This window comes from Wenzhouxiangella sp. YN9 (assembly GCF_056324165.1).
On sequence record NZ_JBJNIP010000089.1, the window covers coordinates 111313 to 127052 of the forward strand.

17 protein-coding genes are annotated in these 15740 nt (G+C 64.5%); 13 read left to right on the forward strand and 4 right to left on the reverse strand.

All coding sequences use genetic code 11. The annotated features are described in order from the left end of the window. Positions 1 to 8 precede the first annotated feature (8 nt). From ACEWQ0_RS06685 to ACEWQ0_RS06700, 4 genes are all read right to left on the reverse strand, one after another. The gene (locus ACEWQ0_RS06685; protein WP_476483136.1) at positions 9 to 536 is read right to left on the reverse strand and encodes a lysostaphin resistance A-like protein; all 528 of its coding nucleotides are present in this window, start codon (positions 534 to 536) and stop codon (positions 9 to 11) included. A 35-nt stretch (positions 537 to 571) separates the two neighbouring features. Next, complete coding sequence (locus tag ACEWQ0_RS06690; protein WP_476483137.1) at positions 572 to 2053, reverse strand: acetyl-CoA C-acetyltransferase; 1482 nt, start codon at positions 2051 to 2053, stop codon at positions 572 to 574. After that, complete coding sequence (locus ACEWQ0_RS06695) at positions 2053 to 4038, reverse strand: 3-hydroxyacyl-CoA dehydrogenase NAD-binding domain-containing protein (RefSeq protein ID WP_476484891.1); 1986 nt, start codon at positions 4036 to 4038, stop codon at positions 2053 to 2055. Before ACEWQ0_RS06695 ends, ACEWQ0_RS06690 begins: the two co-directional genes overlap by 1 nt. Before the next feature lie 81 nt (positions 4039 to 4119). After that, positions 4120 to 4710 (reverse strand): Maf family protein, encoded by a 591-nt coding sequence (locus ACEWQ0_RS06700; protein WP_476484892.1) that lies wholly within the window; start codon positions 4708 to 4710, stop codon positions 4120 to 4122. Between the two features lie 60 nt (positions 4711 to 4770). Between ACEWQ0_RS06700 and ACEWQ0_RS06705 the strand changes: the two genes are divergently transcribed. The 13 genes from ACEWQ0_RS06705 (at position 4771) to holB (ending at position 15737) form a co-directional block, all read left to right on the forward strand. Next, the gene (locus ACEWQ0_RS06705) at positions 4771 to 5307 is read left to right on the forward strand and encodes a YceD family protein (protein WP_476484893.1); all 537 of its coding nucleotides are present in this window, start codon (positions 4771 to 4773) and stop codon (positions 5305 to 5307) included. Positions 5308 to 5323: 16 nt separating this feature from the next. Further along, positions 5324 to 5536, forward strand: coding sequence for a 50S ribosomal protein L32 (gene rpmF / locus ACEWQ0_RS06710; RefSeq protein WP_476483141.1), 213 nt, complete (start codon positions 5324 to 5326; stop codon positions 5534 to 5536). Positions 5537 to 5557: 21 nt separating this feature from the next. Further along, the gene (gene plsX / locus ACEWQ0_RS06715) at positions 5558 to 6559 is read left to right on the forward strand and encodes a phosphate acyltransferase PlsX (RefSeq protein ID WP_476483142.1); all 1002 of its coding nucleotides are present in this window, start codon (positions 5558 to 5560) and stop codon (positions 6557 to 6559) included. 29 nt (positions 6560 to 6588) lie between these two features. Next, on the forward strand, positions 6589 to 7554 hold the full coding sequence (locus tag ACEWQ0_RS06720; RefSeq protein ID WP_476483143.1) for a beta-ketoacyl-ACP synthase III: 966 nt from the start codon (positions 6589 to 6591) through the stop codon (positions 7552 to 7554). A gap of 71 nt (positions 7555 to 7625) precedes the next feature. Continuing rightward, positions 7626 to 8570, forward strand: a complete 945-nt coding sequence (gene fabD, locus ACEWQ0_RS06725; RefSeq protein ID WP_476484894.1) for an ACP S-malonyltransferase — start codon at positions 7626 to 7628, stop codon at positions 8568 to 8570. Next, positions 8570 to 9319, forward strand: coding sequence for a 3-oxoacyl-ACP reductase FabG (gene fabG, locus ACEWQ0_RS06730; RefSeq protein ID WP_476483145.1), 750 nt, complete (start codon positions 8570 to 8572; stop codon positions 9317 to 9319). The genes fabD and fabG overlap by 1 nt, the downstream gene beginning before the upstream one ends. Before the next feature lie 162 nt (positions 9320 to 9481). Next, a complete protein-coding gene (gene acpP, locus ACEWQ0_RS06735; protein ID WP_476483146.1) occupies positions 9482 to 9721 on the forward strand; it encodes an acyl carrier protein in 240 nt (79 codons plus the stop codon). A gap of 51 nt (positions 9722 to 9772) precedes the next feature. Further along, positions 9773 to 11020: a beta-ketoacyl-ACP synthase II gene (gene fabF, locus ACEWQ0_RS06740; protein ID WP_476483147.1), complete on the forward strand. Its 1248-nt coding sequence runs from the start codon at positions 9773 to 9775 to the stop codon at positions 11018 to 11020. Continuing rightward, a complete protein-coding gene (locus tag ACEWQ0_RS06745; protein ID WP_476484895.1) occupies positions 11017 to 12363 on the forward strand; it encodes an aminodeoxychorismate synthase component I in 1347 nt (448 codons plus the stop codon). The genes fabF and ACEWQ0_RS06745 overlap by 4 nt, the downstream gene beginning before the upstream one ends. Continuing rightward, entirely contained in the window at positions 12360 to 13178 is an 819-nt protein-coding gene (pabC, locus tag ACEWQ0_RS06750; protein WP_476484896.1) for an aminodeoxychorismate lyase, read from the forward strand. Before ACEWQ0_RS06745 ends, pabC begins: the two co-directional genes overlap by 4 nt. Next, positions 13166 to 14164, forward strand: a complete 999-nt coding sequence (mltG, locus tag ACEWQ0_RS06755) for an endolytic transglycosylase MltG (RefSeq protein WP_476484897.1) — start codon at positions 13166 to 13168, stop codon at positions 14162 to 14164. Before pabC ends, mltG begins: the two co-directional genes overlap by 13 nt. Next, positions 14161 to 14787: a dTMP kinase gene (gene tmk / locus ACEWQ0_RS06760; RefSeq protein WP_476484898.1), complete on the forward strand. Its 627-nt coding sequence runs from the start codon at positions 14161 to 14163 to the stop codon at positions 14785 to 14787. Before mltG ends, tmk begins: the two co-directional genes overlap by 4 nt. Then, the gene (gene holB, locus ACEWQ0_RS06765) at positions 14787 to 15737 is read left to right on the forward strand and encodes a DNA polymerase III subunit delta' (RefSeq protein ID WP_476483152.1); all 951 of its coding nucleotides are present in this window, start codon (positions 14787 to 14789) and stop codon (positions 15735 to 15737) included. Before tmk ends, holB begins: the two co-directional genes overlap by 1 nt. The last annotated feature ends 3 nt before the right edge of the window (positions 15738 to 15740 follow it).

The window sequence follows — 15740 nt, forward strand, 5'->3', positions numbered from 1 at the left end:
TAGCGCCTTCAGCCCGTTGCCGCAGAACGCAGATAGAAGTGAATGGCAACCCAGTCGTAGAGAGCGTGTACGATGATCGGCACCAGCAGGTTGCCGGTCCACAGATACAGCGCGCCCAGATAGAGCCCCATCAGGCTGGCGATGATGAAATAGGCCCGCGAGACTGCATGTGCAGCACCGAAAAGCACCGCGCCGGCAACCAGGCCGATCCCTGGCGTCAGCAGCTCGCCCAGGCCGGCCTGGGCGACACCCCGAAACAGCATTTCCTCGCCGAAGCCGGCCAGAAGCGACACCAGTAACACTGCGCCCGGGCGAGCGTGGCGAAACAGAAGCGTCAGAAAGTGCTTGACCTGCGCCGTCAGCTCCCGGGCCCAGCGCCAGCGTTCGAGCGGCAGCCACAGCAGGCTGGCGGCCAGCGGCAGGGTGGCTGCCACGGCAATGAGCAGCGCCTCGCCTGACCAGTACAGATTCTGCCAGTGATGCTGTCCGAAGACCAAGCCCAGCGCGACGGCGAGGACGAGCAGTACGCCCTGCATCGCCAGGCCGAAGACGAGCGGGTGAGAACGCGCGTTCAGCTTTGTTCCGTCCCGCTCTGCGGTGCGGACGCCTCCGGAGCTGTCTCGCTTCTGGCGGTCGTTTTCTTCTTGCTCGTCTTCTTCTTTTTCTTGCTGGCTTTCTTTCCGGCCTTCTTGCCGCTGGACTTCTTTTTGGCAGCTGCGCTTGCAGGGGCGGTCTTTTTCGTGGACGGAGCGTTGCCCGAGCCGTTGTTGTCGCGCTCGAGGATGGCCGCCACGCCCATACCTCCGGCCGTGCAGATGGAAATCAGTCCGCGGCCCGAGCCGGCTTTTTCAAGCACGTGTGCAAGAGTGGCGACAATCCGCGCGCCGGTTGCGGCAAAGGGATGACCGATGGCCACCGACCCGCCGTGGACGTTCATGCGGCTGCGGTCGATGGCACCGAGGGCGGCGTCCAGACCCAGGCGCTGGCTGCAGTAGGACTGGCTCTCCCAGGCCTTGAGCGTGCACAGCACCTGCGCGGCGAAGGCCTCGTGAATTTCGTAGAAGTCGAAGTCCTGCAGCTTCAGTTCAGCGCGCTCGAGCATCTCGGCCACGGCGACCGTCGGCGCCATCAGCAGGCCTTCATCGCCGTCGACGTAATCGACCGCGGCCGTGCGTGAGTGCGTCAGCCAGGCGAGTACCGGCAGGTCGTGTTCGCGCACCCATTCTTCCGAGGCCAGCAGCACGGCGGCGGCGCCGTCGGACAGGCTGGTGGAGTTGCCGGCCGTCAAGGTGCCGCTTCTGGAGCGATCGAAGGCGGGCTTGAGGCTCGAGAGCTTGGCCATTGACGAGTCGGGGCGCACGATATTGTCGCGCAGCACGCCGTTGTGCGGGCGCACCAGCTCGTCGAAGAACCCGGAGTCCCAGGCTTCGGCGGCCTTCTGGTGAGACTCAAGCGCCAGCTCGTCCTGCTCTTTGCGGGTAATGTTCCACTCGCGGGCCATGCGCTCGCAATGCTGCCCCATGGACAGGCCGGTGCGCGGCTCGGAGTTGCGCGGCGGCTGCGGCGCCAGCTCGGAAAAACGAAAGCCCTTGAAGGCCTTGAGCCGCTGGCCCAGGGTTCGGGCCTTGTTGAGCTGCATCAGGCGCTGGGCGAAACGGCGCTTGAAAACGATGGGCACGTCCGATGTCGTATCGGTGCCGCCCACGAGCGCGCATTCGATTTCGCCCGAGGCAATCTGGCTGCCGGCCAGCAGAGCGGCCTCCAGGCTGGTGCCGCAGGCCTGCTGCATGGTCACTGCCGGTGTCAGCGGCGAAAGCTCGGTCGAAAGAACGGCCTCGCGAGCCAGGTTCCAGTCTTTGGAATGCGTGGTCACTGCCCCGGCAATGACCTGGTCGAGCTTCTTGCCGGCCAGGTTGTAGCGATCGACCACGCCGCTGAAAGCGGCGGTGAGCATGTCCAGATTGGTCTGGTCAGCGTAGAGTGAACCGGAGCGACAGAACGGGATGCGGCTGCCGCCGACAATGGCGATGCGTCGCAGGGTCTGGTCTGCCATCAGGGTGCCTCCTTGTCGGCCTTGCGGGATTCGAGGTAATGCATCGGCCCACCCCGGAAGGGCGCGAAACCGGTGCCGAAGATCATGCCGGCATCGAGCAGGTCAGCATCTTCGACCACCTGGTCTTCGAGACAGGCCAGGCACTCATCGAAATAGGGTTGCATCAGCTGCTCGGCCAGCTGCTCGAGATCATGGCCCTTGTGGGCCTCCTTGTCGCGCTCGGGTTTGCCGTCCTTCCAGCGATAGAAGCCCTCACCGGACTTCCGTCCCAGCTTGCCGGCGGCGACCATCTCTTCGAGCACCTTGCGGTCTTCGCCGGCGGCGTCGCCCATCAGTGTCTTGATGACGCTCAAGCCGACATCCAGGCCGACGGTATCGGCCAGTTCGACCGGCCCCATGGGCATGCCGAACTGTTCAGCCGCGCGGTCAAGCGCTTCCTTGGGAAGGCCTTCCCGGTGCATTTGCATGGCGTTGCGCATGTAGGGTGCCAGGACGCGATTGACCAGAAAACCCGGCGTCGAGGTGACCGGCAAGGCGTATTTGCCGATCTGTGTGGCGAAGCTCGAGCCGTCGTCGACGCGATCGCCGTCGGAGTGCTCCGGATCATGGACCACTTCGACCAGCGGCATCTTGGCCACCGGGTTGAAAAAGTGCAGCCCGATCAAGCGCCCGGGGTCATCGAACACGTCGGCCAGCTCGGACAGCGGAATGGCCGAGGTATTGGTAGCGATGATCGCATCGCGGCGCGCCTTTCTGTTGACGCGGGTGAACACCTCGCGTTTGGCGTCGCGGTCTTCGAAAATTGCCTCGATCACCACGTCGGCTTGCGCCAGGCCCTTGCCTTCGACGTCGGCCATCAGGCGGGTCCTGGCAGCGGCCACCGCCGTGGGCGTCTTGAGCCGCTTGTCAAACAGCTTGTGCGCGCGTTTGATGGCCGGTTCGATGTGCTTCATTTCGCGATCTTCCAGCGTTACCTCCAGGCCGCGCAGGGCGCACCAGGCGGCGATATCGCCGCCCATGACGCCGGCGCCGATGACGTGGACGCGGCGGGCATTGAAGTCACTGCGCTTGCCCTGGGCCTTGAGTGCTTCCATCAGGCGGAATACGCGGCGCAGATTGCGCGAGCTGTCACCCGCCAGAAGCTGTGGCACCTGTTCAGCTTCGATGCGAATCATGTCTGCGCAGGAATCACCCGCTTGTTCGAAAGCGTCGATCAGGGCATGGGGAGAGGGGTAGTGTTCCTTGCGCGCCTTGGCGGCCGTCTGCTTGCGCATCTGCCCGGCCAGGAATTTGCGCACCAATCCCCAGGTCGTGGCGCGCGCACTCAGGCCGGGGCGGCGTGATTTGCGCTTTTTGGCAATCGCGTTGCGAGCCGTCCAGCGCAGCGAGCCGTGCTGGCCGACCGTCTGATCGATCAGGCCCATGCGCCTGGCGGCGCCGGCGCGAAGCAGCTTGCCGGTCAGCATGATCTGCATGGCCTGGAGCCCGCCCATGGCCCGGATGCTGCGCCCGGAGCCGCCAAAGCCCGGGTAGATGCCAAGATTGACTTCGGGAAAGCCGATGCGCGTGTGCTCGGCATCCCGGGCAATGCGATAGTCAAAGCAGAGTGCCAATTCCAGCCCGCCGCCCAGGCAGTAGCCCTCGAAAGCCACAGCGGTGGGGAAGGGGAGGTCATCAATGCGCTGGAACAGCTGGTGGACTTCGCTCACCTTGCTGCGCAGCTCGTCGACATCGTCGGTGGCGTCGAACTCGCGCACGTCGGCGCCGACGATGAAAGAACCCGGCTTGCCCGACATCAGGATCAGCCCGGCGGGTTGCTCGGACTCGAAGCGGGTGATGATGGACTCGAGTTCTGCCAGCACTTCCGATCCGAGACTGTTGACCTTCTCGTCGTCGCGGTCGAGATAGAGCCAGGCAATGCCGTCGAGATCGGTTTCCATTCGCCAGTGTCGACCGACACCGGTTTGCGAGGCCGTTGATGCCATCCCGAACTACTCCATTCAGAAACGTATGGTGGGAATCAGCTTATCATCACCGCCGCAGCGCTGTATTGACCGGCCGGCCAGTCACGGCAGATCGATGCCGAAACGGGCCAGCAGCGCCACTACACCGGTCAGCGGCAGGCCGATCAGAGCCGTCGGGTCATCGCTGGTGATCGACTCGGCCAGGCTGATCCCCAGCGACTCGCTTTTCATGCCGCCGGCACAGTCGAAGGGTCGATCGCGATCGACGTAGCGCTCGATCTGCGCATCCGCAAGCCGGCGCATGACCACGCGAGTGGGGATCGACAGGCTGTGGCACACCGTGCCGCGACAGATCACCAGGGCCGTGTAAAACGTGATCTGCTGGCCGCTGCAGGCGCGCAGCTGGGCAATGGCCGGCTCTCGGGCGCCCGGCTTTTCCAGCAGGTGGTCATTGCAGACCGGCACCTGGTCGGAGCCGATCACCACGGCATCGGGATGGGCATCGGCCACCGCCGCCGCCTTGGTCCGGGCCAGCCGCAGAGCCAGTTCCGGGCCCGGCTCCCCGGGGCGCGGAGATTCGTCCACAGCCGGCGAGATCTGTTCGAAAGGCAGGCCGAGGCGGCGCAGCAGCACGGCCCGGTAAGGCGAGCTCGATGCCAGGATCAGGGGGCAGGGCAGTTGCATGTCATTCATGGCGCCAGGATAGAGCTGTTGTAGCTGCAAGCGTGGTTTGAGTGATATAATGAACGGCTTATGTCGCGAGACTTTCCAGATTGGATCGACCCTGACAAGGCAGCGGCTGCCGGACGCGAATTCAGCGGCACGGTTCCGCTCGCGCGCCTGGCTCGCCTGGAAGGCATGATAGCCGATCCCGGCGACGCTGAAATCGGCTTTCACGTGGCTTTCGATCACGATGAGCAACGCCAGGTGCGGGTGGATGTGTCGGTCAGCGGGCAAGTGCCGCTGCGCTGCCAGAGAACGCTGAAAGTGTTCGAGCAGCCGGTGGAGAGCCGCTCGACCGTGGGCATCGTTGCCAGCGACCAGGCTGCCGATTCGCTGCCTGACGACTATGAGCCGCTGCTGTGCGAGGACAGCAAGGTGGAGCTGGTTCGGCTGATCGGTGAAGAAGTTCTTCTCGGCCTGCCGCTGGTGCCGATCGATCCGGCGTCACCCGGGGTGGAAGAAGAGGCACCAAAATCGGATACGCACCGGCCCTTCGAGGGCCTGGCCGAAGATTTGCGCAAGAATCGTCACGCGAACCGTGACAAGAATCGCGACGAGGAAAATTGACTCAAGGAGCACTCCAATGGCTGTTCAGAAAAACCGCAAGACCCCGTCCAAGCGCGGCATGCGCCGTTCGCACGACCGCCTGAGCGGTCCCACCGTGTCGGAAGAGCCGACCACCGGCGAAATGCATCGCCGCCACCATGTCTCCGCCGAAGGTTTCTACCGCGGCCGTCAGGTGGTGGAAGTGGCACCGGAAATCGACGAAGACGAGCTGGAAGAATCGCAAGGCTGAAGCAGCCCGCTCTGATTCATCATGGCGGTGCAGCAGATTGCACGCGTGGCTGTCGACGTGATGAGCGGCGACGGCGGCATTGATACGGCGCTGTCGGCGGTGCGCCAGGCGCTGGACGCGGACACCGATCTCCGGGTGGACCTGGTGGGCGATGCCGCGCGCCTGCGCCAGCGGCTTGCAGCCTTTGGTCTGGCGCGCGAGTCACGGACAACGATCATTGCTTGCAACAGCGTTCTGCCGATGGACGCCGGCCCGGCCCAGGCCTTGCGTCATGGCCGCGGCAGCAGCCTGCAGCTGGCGCTCGAGCGCGTCGCCGAAAAGGCCAGCGCCGCGATCGTCAGCGCCGGTAATACCGGTGCGCTGATGGCGTTGTCCCGCCAGGTTCTGGGAATGCTGCCGGGCATTGAGCGACCGGCGCTGATGGCGGCCTTGCCAAGCACCGAGCGGGCCGTCTGGGCGCTGGATCTGGGCGCCAATGTGGGGGTCGACGCCCTGCGGCTGTGCGAGTTTGCGCGCATGGGCAACACTGCCGTGCGTGTTCTCGAAGGCCATGATGCCCGCATCGGGCTGCTCAATATCGGCCACGAGCCGAACAAGGGGCCGGATGTCGTGCGTGAAGCCGCGCGCCTGATCGACCACGAAGACGGTCTTGAATTCTGCGGCTTTGTCGAGGCCGATCAGATCTTTTCCGGCAAGGTGGACCTGGTGGTCTGCGATGGCTTTGCCGGCAACGTGCTGCTCAAGAGCGCAGAAGGTACCGCACGACTGCTGCTCGAGCGCATGAAACATGAGCTGGCGGGCTGGCGCGGTGCGGTGGTTCGCCGGCCGCTGGCGCGGGTGTATGACAAGCTCGATCCGGCGCGGCATAATGGGGCCCCTTTACTGGGTGTGCGCGGCATCGTGATCAAGAGCCACGGCGGCGCTTGCGAGCGCGGTTTTGCCACCGCCATCCGTCTGGCTGCACTCAAGGCCCGACGCAAATTGATCCCGCAGCTTGAACAAGCGCTCTGGGCCAGCTACTGACCGACAAGCAGGAAACAAAAGAATCAGCCATGTACGCTCGCATCATCGGAACCGGCCACTACCTGCCTGAAAAGATCCTCACCAACAAGGATCTCGAGCAGATGGTCGACACCAGCGATCAGTGGATCACCGATCGCACCGGCATTCGTCAGCGCCACATTGCCGCCGAGGGGCAGACCACCTGTGATCTGGCCGAACAGGCCGCGCGCCGGGCCATGGACGACGCCGGTCTCGAAGCCGGCGACATTGATCTCTTGCTGGTCGGCACGACCACTCCGGACCTGATCTTTCCCTCCACTGCCTGCCTGCTGCAGCATCGTCTGGGCATGGCCGACTGTGGTGCCTTCGATGTCAACGCGGCCTGCTCCGGTTTTATCTATGCCCTCTCAGTGGCCGACCAGTACATTCGTAACGGAAACGCCCGCAACGTGCTGGTCGTGGGAGCCGAAACCCTGACCCGCATGCTCGACTGGAACGATCGCTCGACCTGCGTGCTGTTTGGCGACGGCGCCGGGGCCGCGGTACTCACCGCTGATGAAAACCCCGGAATCCTGTCGACTCACATCCACGCCAACGGCGGTTTCAGTGACCTGCTCAAGGTCGATGTCGGCGTCTCGCGCGGATTCAAGGCCGAAGCTCGCGGCGGCGTCAGCGTTTCGATGAAGGGCAATGAAGTGTTCAAGGTCGCCGTCAACACCCTGGGCCGCATTGTCGACGAGACCCTGGCGGCAAACGATCTGAACAAGGAAGATCTCGACTGGCTGATTCCTCATCAGGCCAATCTGCGCATCATCAAGGCGACGGCCAGAAAGCTCAAGATGTCGATGGACCAGGTGGTCGTGACCGTGGATCGGCACGGCAACACCTCGTCCGCCTCGGTGCCGATGGCGCTTGACGTGGCGCTTCGCAGCGGCCGCATCCAGCGTGGCGACAAGCTGCTGCTCGAAGCCTTCGGTGGCGGCTTCACCTGGGGCGCTGCCCTGATCGCCTACTAAGCAAGGCATCAACGGGCACCTGTCACTTTTCCCCTCACTTCATCCGTGCATTTCATAGTCAGGGAGGACGCATGACGGACTTTGCATTGCTGTTTCCGGGACAGGGTTCCCAGTCGGTCGGCATGCTCAGCGCGATGGCCGACAGACACGATTGTGTCCGCCAGACGTTCGAAGAGGCCGGCAACGCCCTGGATCTCGACCTCTGGCGTCTGGTTCGCGAGGGGCCGGAAGAAGAGCTCAATCGTACCGAAATCACTCAGCCGGCCATCTTGACGGGTGCGGTTGCGGTCTGGCGCGCCTGGCAACAACTCGGTGGTCCGCAGCCGTCTCGCCTGGCCGGCCACAGCCTGGGCGAGTATGCCGCTCTGGTGGTTGCCGGTTCGCTTGATTTTGCAGCCGCTGTTTCACTGGTGGCCGAGCGCGGCCGCCAGATGCAGTCGGCCGTGCCTGAGGGGGTGGGCGCCATGGCGGCCATCCTGGGCCTGGACGACGAAGTGGTCGAGGCGATCTGCCGTGAAGTGGCTGAAGACCAGACCGTGGTGCCGGCCAACTACAATTCTCCGGGCCAGCTCGTGATCGCCGGGCACGCGGCAGCAGTCGAGCGCGCCCTGCACAAATGTCGTGAAGCGGGCGCGCGCCGGGCGTTGAAGCTGCCGGTCAGCGTGCCCTCACACAGCCCGCTGATGGCGCCGGCGGCAGAGGCCATGCGTGCCATCCTGGCAGAAACCGACGTTCGTGCACCGGCCATCCCGGTGACCCATAACTGGGACGTGTCACAGCACGAGGACCCCGCCCTGATTCGCGAATCTCTGGAGCGCCAGCTGACCAGCCCGGTCCGCTGGACCGAGTCGGTGCGAGATATCTGCCAGGCGGGTATCATGGACCTGGCCGAGTGCGGCCCGGGGCGGGTGCTCAGTGGTCTGGGCCGTCGCATCGAGCGCCAGGCGCGCTGGTACGCGCTGGAGAATCCGGAAACCCTCGAGGAAACCATCCAAAGCTTCAAGGAATCTGTTTGATGAACCCTGAACAGGCATATCAACTGGACGGACAGGTCGTGTTGGTCACCGGAGCCAGCCGCGGCATCGGACGGGCTACGGCCGACTGGCTCAAGGCCCAGGGCGGCGATGTATTCGGCACTGCCACTTCGACGGCCGGCGCCGAGAAGATCAGCGAACGCCTGGGCGAGGATCGCGGACTGTGCCTCGACGTGACCGATGCCACAGCCGTTGAGCAGACGGTTGCAGCGATCCGGGAACGTGCCGGCGCCGTGACCGTGCTGGTCAACAATGCCGCCATTACCCGCGATCAGCTGCTGATGCGGCTCAAGGACGAGGACTGGGATGCCGTGCTCGACACCGGCCTCAAGGGCGTGATGCGCATGACTCGTGCCTGCCTGCGCGGCATGCTCAAGGCGCGATTCGGTCGTATCATCAGCATTTCTTCGGTGGTGGGCTACAGCGGCAACCCGGGGCAAAGCAACTATGCGGCTGCCAAGGCCGGGCTGGCCGGCTTTTCGCGCTCGATTGCGCAGGAACTGGGCAGCCGCAACATTACCGCCAACGTGGTCGCGCCCGGCTTCATTGAAACCGACATGACCGCCGCGCTCGATGAGAAGCAGCGCCAGCGCCTGACCGAGTCGATTCCGCTCGAGCGGCTCGGCGCAGTCGAGGACGTGGCCGCCGCCGTTGGCTTTCTCGCCGCCGGCGCCAGCAGCTACGTCACCGGCCAGACGCTGCACGTCAACGGTGGCATGTACATGAGCTGACGCCTTGGAAAGCTCGCATAAACCCATGACTTCATTGAGGACTTAAAGCAAGTTCCGGCGTTGCTTCACGCGCAGGCCGGAATACGCAAGCTGGCAGTGAGCGAAATTGTTCACTACAATGTGCCCGCTTTGGGCAACCCCCTATCAAAGAGGATATATCCAATGAGCAGCATCGAAGAACGCGTCAAGAAAATCGTGATCGAACAACTCGGCGTCAAGGAAGAAGAAGTCACGCCAAGCGCCTCCTTCGTCGACGACCTGGGTGCCGATTCGCTCGACACGGTTGAACTGGTCATGGCGCTCGAAGAGGAATTCGAATGCGAGATTCCAGACGAAGAAGCTGAGAAGATCACGACCGTTCAGCAGGCTGTCGATTACGTCAAGGCGAACGTCGAAAAATAAACCGCGCTCGCGGTTCGGTGAATCCAGTGGAATTGAATAACGGAGTCGTCAATGCGTGGTGACCGTCGCATCGTGATTACGGGCATGGGCTGCCTCTCGCCGGTAGGCAATGATGTCGCCAGCGCCTGGGACGCCATCTGTAACGGTCGCAGCGGCATTGGCCCGCTGGAGTCGTTCGATCCCGAACACTTTCCGGCCAAGATTGCCGGTGAAGTGCGGGACTTCGATATCGGCGACTACCTGACGCCCAAGGAAGCACGCAAGTGCGATCCGTTCATCCACTATGGCATGGCCGCAGCAATGCAGGCCATCGACGACGCCGGGCTTGGCGACAGCGAGGCCGATGCCGAACGGATCGGCCTGGCTATCGGCGCGGGCATCGGCGGTATATCGACGATCGAGAAAACCTACAAGACCTACCTTGATAATGGCCCCCGAAGAATTTCACCGTTCTTCGTCCCCGGGGTCATCATCAACATGATCGCCGGCAATCTGTCCATCAAGTACGGCTACAAGGGGCCGAATCTGTCCATGGTGACGGCCTGTACTACCGCCACCCACAACATCGGGGATGCCGCCCGGATCATTGCCTACGGCGACGCCGATGTCATGGTTGCCGGCGGCGGCGAATTCGGCACCACGCCGACGGCCTACGGTGGCTTCACCTCGGCCAAGGCGCTTTCAACCCGCAACGACGAACCGAAAAAGGCCAGTCGTCCATGGGATGTCGAAAGGGACGGCTTTGTCCTCAGCAACGGCGCCGGCATCGTGGTGCTGGAAGAGCTCGAGCATGCCAAGCGTCGTGGTGCCACCATTTATGCCGAGCTGGCCGGTTACGGCATGAGCGGAGATGCTTATCACATCACTTCTCCTTCCGAGGGCGGCGAAGGGGCCGCCCGCTGCATGGCCAACGCCGTACGCGATGCCGGGCTGAATCCCGAAGACGTCGATTACATCAACGCGCACGGCACCTCCACCCAGTTGGGCGACCGCGCCGAGTGCGCTGCCGTGCGCAGTTGCTTCGGCGACCATGCCGGCAAGCTGGCGATGAGCTCGACCAAGTCCATGACCGGCCATCTGCTCGGTGCCGCCGGCGGTGTCGAGGCGATCTTCACGGTGCTGGCGCTGCGCGACGGCATTCTGCCGCCGACCATCAACCTCGAAGAAGTCGACCCCGACTGTCGCGACATCGACCTCGTGCCACTCGAGGCTCGCGAGCAATCGATTCGCGTTGCCCTGACCAATTCCTTTGGTTTTGGCGGCACCAACGGCACCCTGCTGCTGAAACGATTTGAATGAGCGCTCCGGCGCGTGAGCTGGCGGCTTCCCTGCCGCTGCTCACTGTCCACCGACAGCTCCCTGAGCGCTGGCCCTTCCTCCTCGCCAGCTCCGCCCCGGCCGGCGGATCTGCGCGCTGGTCGATGCTGCTGCGCGCAGCTGACGAACCCGCGCTGGTACTCGAAGCTCACAGAATCGGCGACCAGCCCGGCTTTCTCGACCAGCTTGCCGATGCACAGCGCGCCAATGCGGCGCCTTCCGGGGACCGGCGCTTTCCGTTTTCCGGCGGCTGGTTCCTGTACCTCGGCTACGAGCTGAGCGGCGAAATCGAGCCCGTGCTCGCGCTGCCTCCTGCGGCCGACGGGCTGCCGGTGGCGCTGGCCCGGCGTTGCCGTGCGGCCATACTCCATGATCACTTCGAGCAGCGTTCATGGCTGGTTGCCGAAGACACGCAGGAGCTTGATGAGGCCTGGGCAGAAGTCGCCGGACTGAACACTGCTGATCAACCCCGTGCTCCGGAAACCGCGCCGGATCTGGCGCTGACCGTCGATGCAGGTGAACACTTCAAGGCAGGGGTGGAGCGCATTCGCGAGTACATTCGCGCCGGTGATGTGTTCCAGGCCAATCTATCGCGCGGTTGGCAGGCCACGAGCGAGCGCGATATCGACCCCGCCGGGCTCTACCAGGCGCTGGCCGAAGTCAACCCGGCACCGTTTGCCGCGCTGGCCCGTCTTCCGGGAGGAACGGTGATTTCCTCTTCACCAGAGCGCCTGATCAACGTTCATGGCCGCCGGGTCGAGACCCGACCCATCGCCGGCACCCGCCCGCGCGGGCACTCGCCGGACGCCGACTCGCGCCTCAGCCAGGAGCTGGTTTCGCACCCCAAGGAACGGGCCGAGCACATCATGCTTATCGATCTTGAGCGCAATGACCTGGGGCGAGTGTGCGCCGTGGGCAGTGTGGAGGTCGACGAGTTGATGGTGATCGAATCCTACGCTCATGTGCACCATATCGTCTCCAATATCCGCGGTCGACTGCGCCCGGAGGTTGATGCCGCCGACGTCATTCGCGCCGTCTTTCCCGGCGGCACCATCACCGGCTGTCCGAAAGTGCGCTGCATGGAAATCATCGCCGAACTGGAGGGACAGGGTCGCGGCTGCTATACCGGTGCCCTGGGCTACATGGGGCGCGACGGCAGCATGGATCTGAATATCCTGATTCGGTCCATGGTGGCCACTCCGCGTCGGCTGACGTTCCGGACCGGGGCGGGCATCGTGGCTGATTCCGATCCGCTGGCCGAGCTGCACGAAACCGAAGACAAGGCGCGCGGGCTGCTGGCAGCGTTGGGTCGGGATCGAGCATGAGCGAGTGTCTGGTCAACGGCAAGCCGGAAAACAGCGTGCCCGCCGACGATCGCGGGCTGCTTTACGGCGACCATCTGTTCGAGACCATCGCCTTTGTCGACGGCCGCGCGCCGCTGTGGCCGCTGCACATGGCGCGCCTGACTCAAGACGCAGGCCGCTTGCTGTTGCCGGCGCCGGATCCGGAACTGCTCGCCGCTGAATGCACACGCGTGGCAGGCTCGCAACCACGCTGTGTTGTGCGTCTGACGCTGACGCGCGGCAGCAGCGGGCGAGCCTACCAGCCGCCGGCTACGCCGCAGCCGCGGCGCATTATCCAGCGCCGCGCCTGGCCACAGCGCCTGGCAGCCCAGCGTCAGCGGGGTCTGAAGCTGCACACCAGCAGCGTACGCCTGGCATCCTCGGCTCAGCTGGCCGGCATCAAGCACGGTAACCGCCTGGAGCAGGTGCTGGCGGCCGAGTACGCTCGGCGTGCCGGCGTCGATGAAGCGATCATGCTCGATCAGCGTGGTCGCCCCCTCGAAGCCATTGCCGGCAATCTGGTGTTGATCATCGATGGTCAGGCGCTGACGCCGCAAAAGCGCCACGCCGGCGTCGACGGCGTCGGCCTGCAGGCGCTCGGCGAGTGGCTGCGGCAAGCACCGCAGGAAGCCACTCTGGAGGTCGACGATCTGCGACAGGCTGACGAGGTCATGGTGATAAACTCGGTTGCCGGCATCCGCCCGGTGCGCATGCTCGATGATCGAGCATTGGCCATCGGGCCGGTCTGCCGGCGCTGGCAGCGACTCTGGGACGAACTGTTCGAATGCGACGACTGATCATGGCCACGGGTTTTGTCGGTGTGCTGGCGGCGCTCATGGCCGCCTGGCTGGCCAACGATTGGCTACAGTTTCGTCAGCGGCCGCTGACCGATTCGGGAATCACTCATCTGTGGCTGGACAAGGGCACCAGCCTTCACGGCATGGTCCGGCAGCTCGAACATCTGGGGCTGACGCGTCTGGACTGGCGCTGGCGCCTGCTGGGGCGTGTCGAGTCGCCACTGCTGCAGGCCGGTGAGTATCGCATTGCCCCCGGCATGAACGCCGACCAGCTGCTCGACAAGATCGTCTCCGGTCGGGTGCAGGAGCATCGCTTCACCATTGTCGAAGGCTGGACTCTGAGCGAGTTGCGCGCGCGCCTGAGCAGAGATCCGCGGTTGCGCAAGGTGTCCGCCGATTTCAGCGAACAACGCCTGATGCGTGAACTGGGCTGCGATGGTTGCCGGGGAGAGGGCCGTTTTCTTCCCGAGACCTATTTTTTCGTGCGTGGATCAAGCGACCTGAACCTGTTGGAACGAGCCCATGCAGCCATGGACAAGGCGCTTGCCGCGGCCTGGGCCCGGCGCGATGCCGGCCTGCCGCTGGACGCACCCGAGGAGTTGCTTGTACTCGCCTCCCTGATCGAGCGCGAAACCGGGCGCCCTGAAGAGCGTGCCCGGATTGCCGGCGTTTTCGTGCGCCGGCTGCGGCGCGGCATGCGCCTGCAGACCGACCCAACCGTCGTTTACGGCCTGGGCCAGGACTTTGACGGCCGGCTGCGACGTGCGCATCTGCGCACCGATCACCCCTGGAATACCTACACCCGCCATGGGCTGCCGCCCACACCGATTGCATTGCCCGGCCGCGCAGCTCTCGCTGCGGCGGCACAACCGGCCCCCGGCAGCGCCCTGTATTTCGTTGCCCGCGGCGACGGCAGTCATCAATTCTCCGACACTTTGCCTGAGCACAACACCGCGGTCGATCGCTACATCCGGAGCCGCCAGTGAAGCGCGGACGATTCATCACCCTCGAGGGGGGCGAGGGCGCCGGCAAGACCACGGCCGTTGAGACCATCTGCGCCTGGCTTGATCGCCACGGCCGCGAGGTGGTGGTCACGCGTGAACCCGGCGGCACACCCACGGCCGAACGCATCCGCGAACTACTGCTTGACCCGGCAACGGGCGCGTTGACGCCGATGAGCGAGCTGCTGCTGATGTTTGCTGCACGCCAGGAAAATCTGGCGCAGGTCATTCGTCCGGCGTTGGCCGACGGCCATGACGTGCTGTGCGATCGCTTCACCGATGCCAGCCGCGCCTATCAGGGGGCCGGGCGACAGCTGGGAGGCGCGGCAGTGGAAACCCTGGCCGATCTGGTGCATCCGGATTTCGAGCCGGATCTGACTCTGCTCCTCGATGTGCCGGTCGAGCTGGGCATGTCGCGGGTGCAAGCGCGCGGCATTCCGCCGGATCGCATGGAGCAGAATCGGCCCGAATTTCTCGAGCGCGTACGCCGCGCTTATCTGGAACAGGCCCAACGCCAGCCGCAGCGTTTTGCCGTCATTGACGCCACCCGACCGCTCGAGGAGGTTTCCAAAATGATCGAAAAGACTCTCGAGCAGAGGCTGAGGTGATGCTGCCCTGGCTGGAAGGGGCCTGCCGCGGGCTGGCGAAGCGCATGGCGGGCGGGCGTCTCGGCCACGCGCCATTGATCCACGGGCCGCGCGGCATCGGCAAGCGCGCGCTTGGCGATTGGCTGGCGCGACTGCTGCTTTGCAGCCAGCCAGACGACGGGCAGCCCTGTGGAGATTGTCAGAGTTGTCGCCGGATCGACAGCGATACCCATCCTGATCTGTTTGTGGTTGAACTTGCCGAGGACAAGCAGAGTATCGGCGTCGATCAGGTGCGCAGGCTGATCGAGCAACTACAGCTGACAGCTTCTCTGGGCGCCAGCCGGATCGGTTTGATCCCACACGCCGACGCCATGAACCGCAACGCCGCCAACGCACTGCTCAAGACGCTGGAAGAGCCACCTTCCGGGGCCTGGTTGATTCTGCTCAGCGAGACGCCCGCGCGCTTGCCGGCAACGGTGCGCTCGCGCTGCCAGCAATGGCCGCTACGGGTCGCAGAGCCACACCTTGCCGCACGCTGGCTCGAGCAGCAGTGCAGCAGCGCGGAAGCGGGCACGCGCGAAGCCGCCCTGGAACTGAGTGGTGGTGCACCGCTGGCAGCACGCGAGATGATCGCAAGTGACGACCTCGCGTTCGGTTTCGAGCTGCTTGATGATCTGAGCCAGTCGCGTCCGCACGCACAGGTGCTCGAGCGCTGGCAAAGCCATCCGGCGGCGACCTGGCGCTGGCTGGCGCGCTGGCTGAGCATCATCATGGCGCAGCTCAGCGGCGCCGGCGGCTGGCAACCGCCCGACCGGGCCTTGCCCCGTCATATCGATCGACGCCGCCTGGCAGAACTCTGGCAGCGCGCGCTGGAGGGCCACCGGGAGGCTGAAAGAGGCGTGGTTCGCCAGGATCTGCTGCTGGGGCAGTGGCTGTTAGAATGGCAGGCAGCTCAATCGGCGCGGAAGTGACTT

What these genes read in the sequence shown, in the direction of transcription:
- ACEWQ0_RS06695 (WP_476484891.1), bottom strand. Translation starts at nt 4,038, where the DNA reads ATGGCATCAACGGCCTCGCAAACCGGTGTCGGTCGACACTGGCGAATG.
- ACEWQ0_RS06720 (WP_476483143.1), top strand. Translation starts at nt 6,589, where the DNA reads ATGTACGCTCGCATCATCGGAACCGGCCACTACCTGCCTGAAAAGATC.
- plsX (WP_476483142.1), top strand. Translation starts at nt 5,558, where the DNA reads ATGGCGGTGCAGCAGATTGCACGCGTGGCTGTCGACGTGATGAGCGGC.
- ACEWQ0_RS06705 (WP_476484893.1), top strand. Translation starts at nt 4,771, where the DNA reads ATGTCGCGAGACTTTCCAGATTGGATCGACCCTGACAAGGCAGCGGCT.
- ACEWQ0_RS06690 (WP_476483137.1), bottom strand. Translation starts at nt 2,053, where the DNA reads ATGGCAGACCAGACCCTGCGACGCATCGCCATTGTCGGCGGCAGCCGC.
- mltG (WP_476484897.1), top strand. Translation starts at nt 13,166, where the DNA reads ATGCGACGACTGATCATGGCCACGGGTTTTGTCGGTGTGCTGGCGGCG.
- rpmF (WP_476483141.1), top strand. Translation starts at nt 5,324, where the DNA reads ATGGCTGTTCAGAAAAACCGCAAGACCCCGTCCAAGCGCGGCATGCGC.
- fabF (WP_476483147.1), top strand. Translation starts at nt 9,773, where the DNA reads ATGCGTGGTGACCGTCGCATCGTGATTACGGGCATGGGCTGCCTCTCG.
- ACEWQ0_RS06685 (WP_476483136.1), bottom strand. Translation starts at nt 536, where the DNA reads ATGCAGGGCGTACTGCTCGTCCTCGCCGTCGCGCTGGGCTTGGTCTTC.
- fabG (WP_476483145.1), top strand. Translation starts at nt 8,570, where the DNA reads ATGAACCCTGAACAGGCATATCAACTGGACGGACAGGTCGTGTTGGTC.
- ACEWQ0_RS06700 (WP_476484892.1), bottom strand. Translation starts at nt 4,710, where the DNA reads ATGAATGACATGCAACTGCCCTGCCCCCTGATCCTGGCATCGAGCTCG.
- pabC (WP_476484896.1), top strand. Translation starts at nt 12,360, where the DNA reads ATGAGCGAGTGTCTGGTCAACGGCAAGCCGGAAAACAGCGTGCCCGCC.
- acpP (WP_476483146.1), top strand. Translation starts at nt 9,482, where the DNA reads ATGAGCAGCATCGAAGAACGCGTCAAGAAAATCGTGATCGAACAACTC.
- holB (WP_476483152.1), top strand. Translation starts at nt 14,787, where the DNA reads ATGCTGCCCTGGCTGGAAGGGGCCTGCCGCGGGCTGGCGAAGCGCATG.
- fabD (WP_476484894.1), top strand. Translation starts at nt 7,626, where the DNA reads ATGACGGACTTTGCATTGCTGTTTCCGGGACAGGGTTCCCAGTCGGTC.
- ACEWQ0_RS06745 (WP_476484895.1), top strand. Translation starts at nt 11,017, where the DNA reads ATGAGCGCTCCGGCGCGTGAGCTGGCGGCTTCCCTGCCGCTGCTCACT.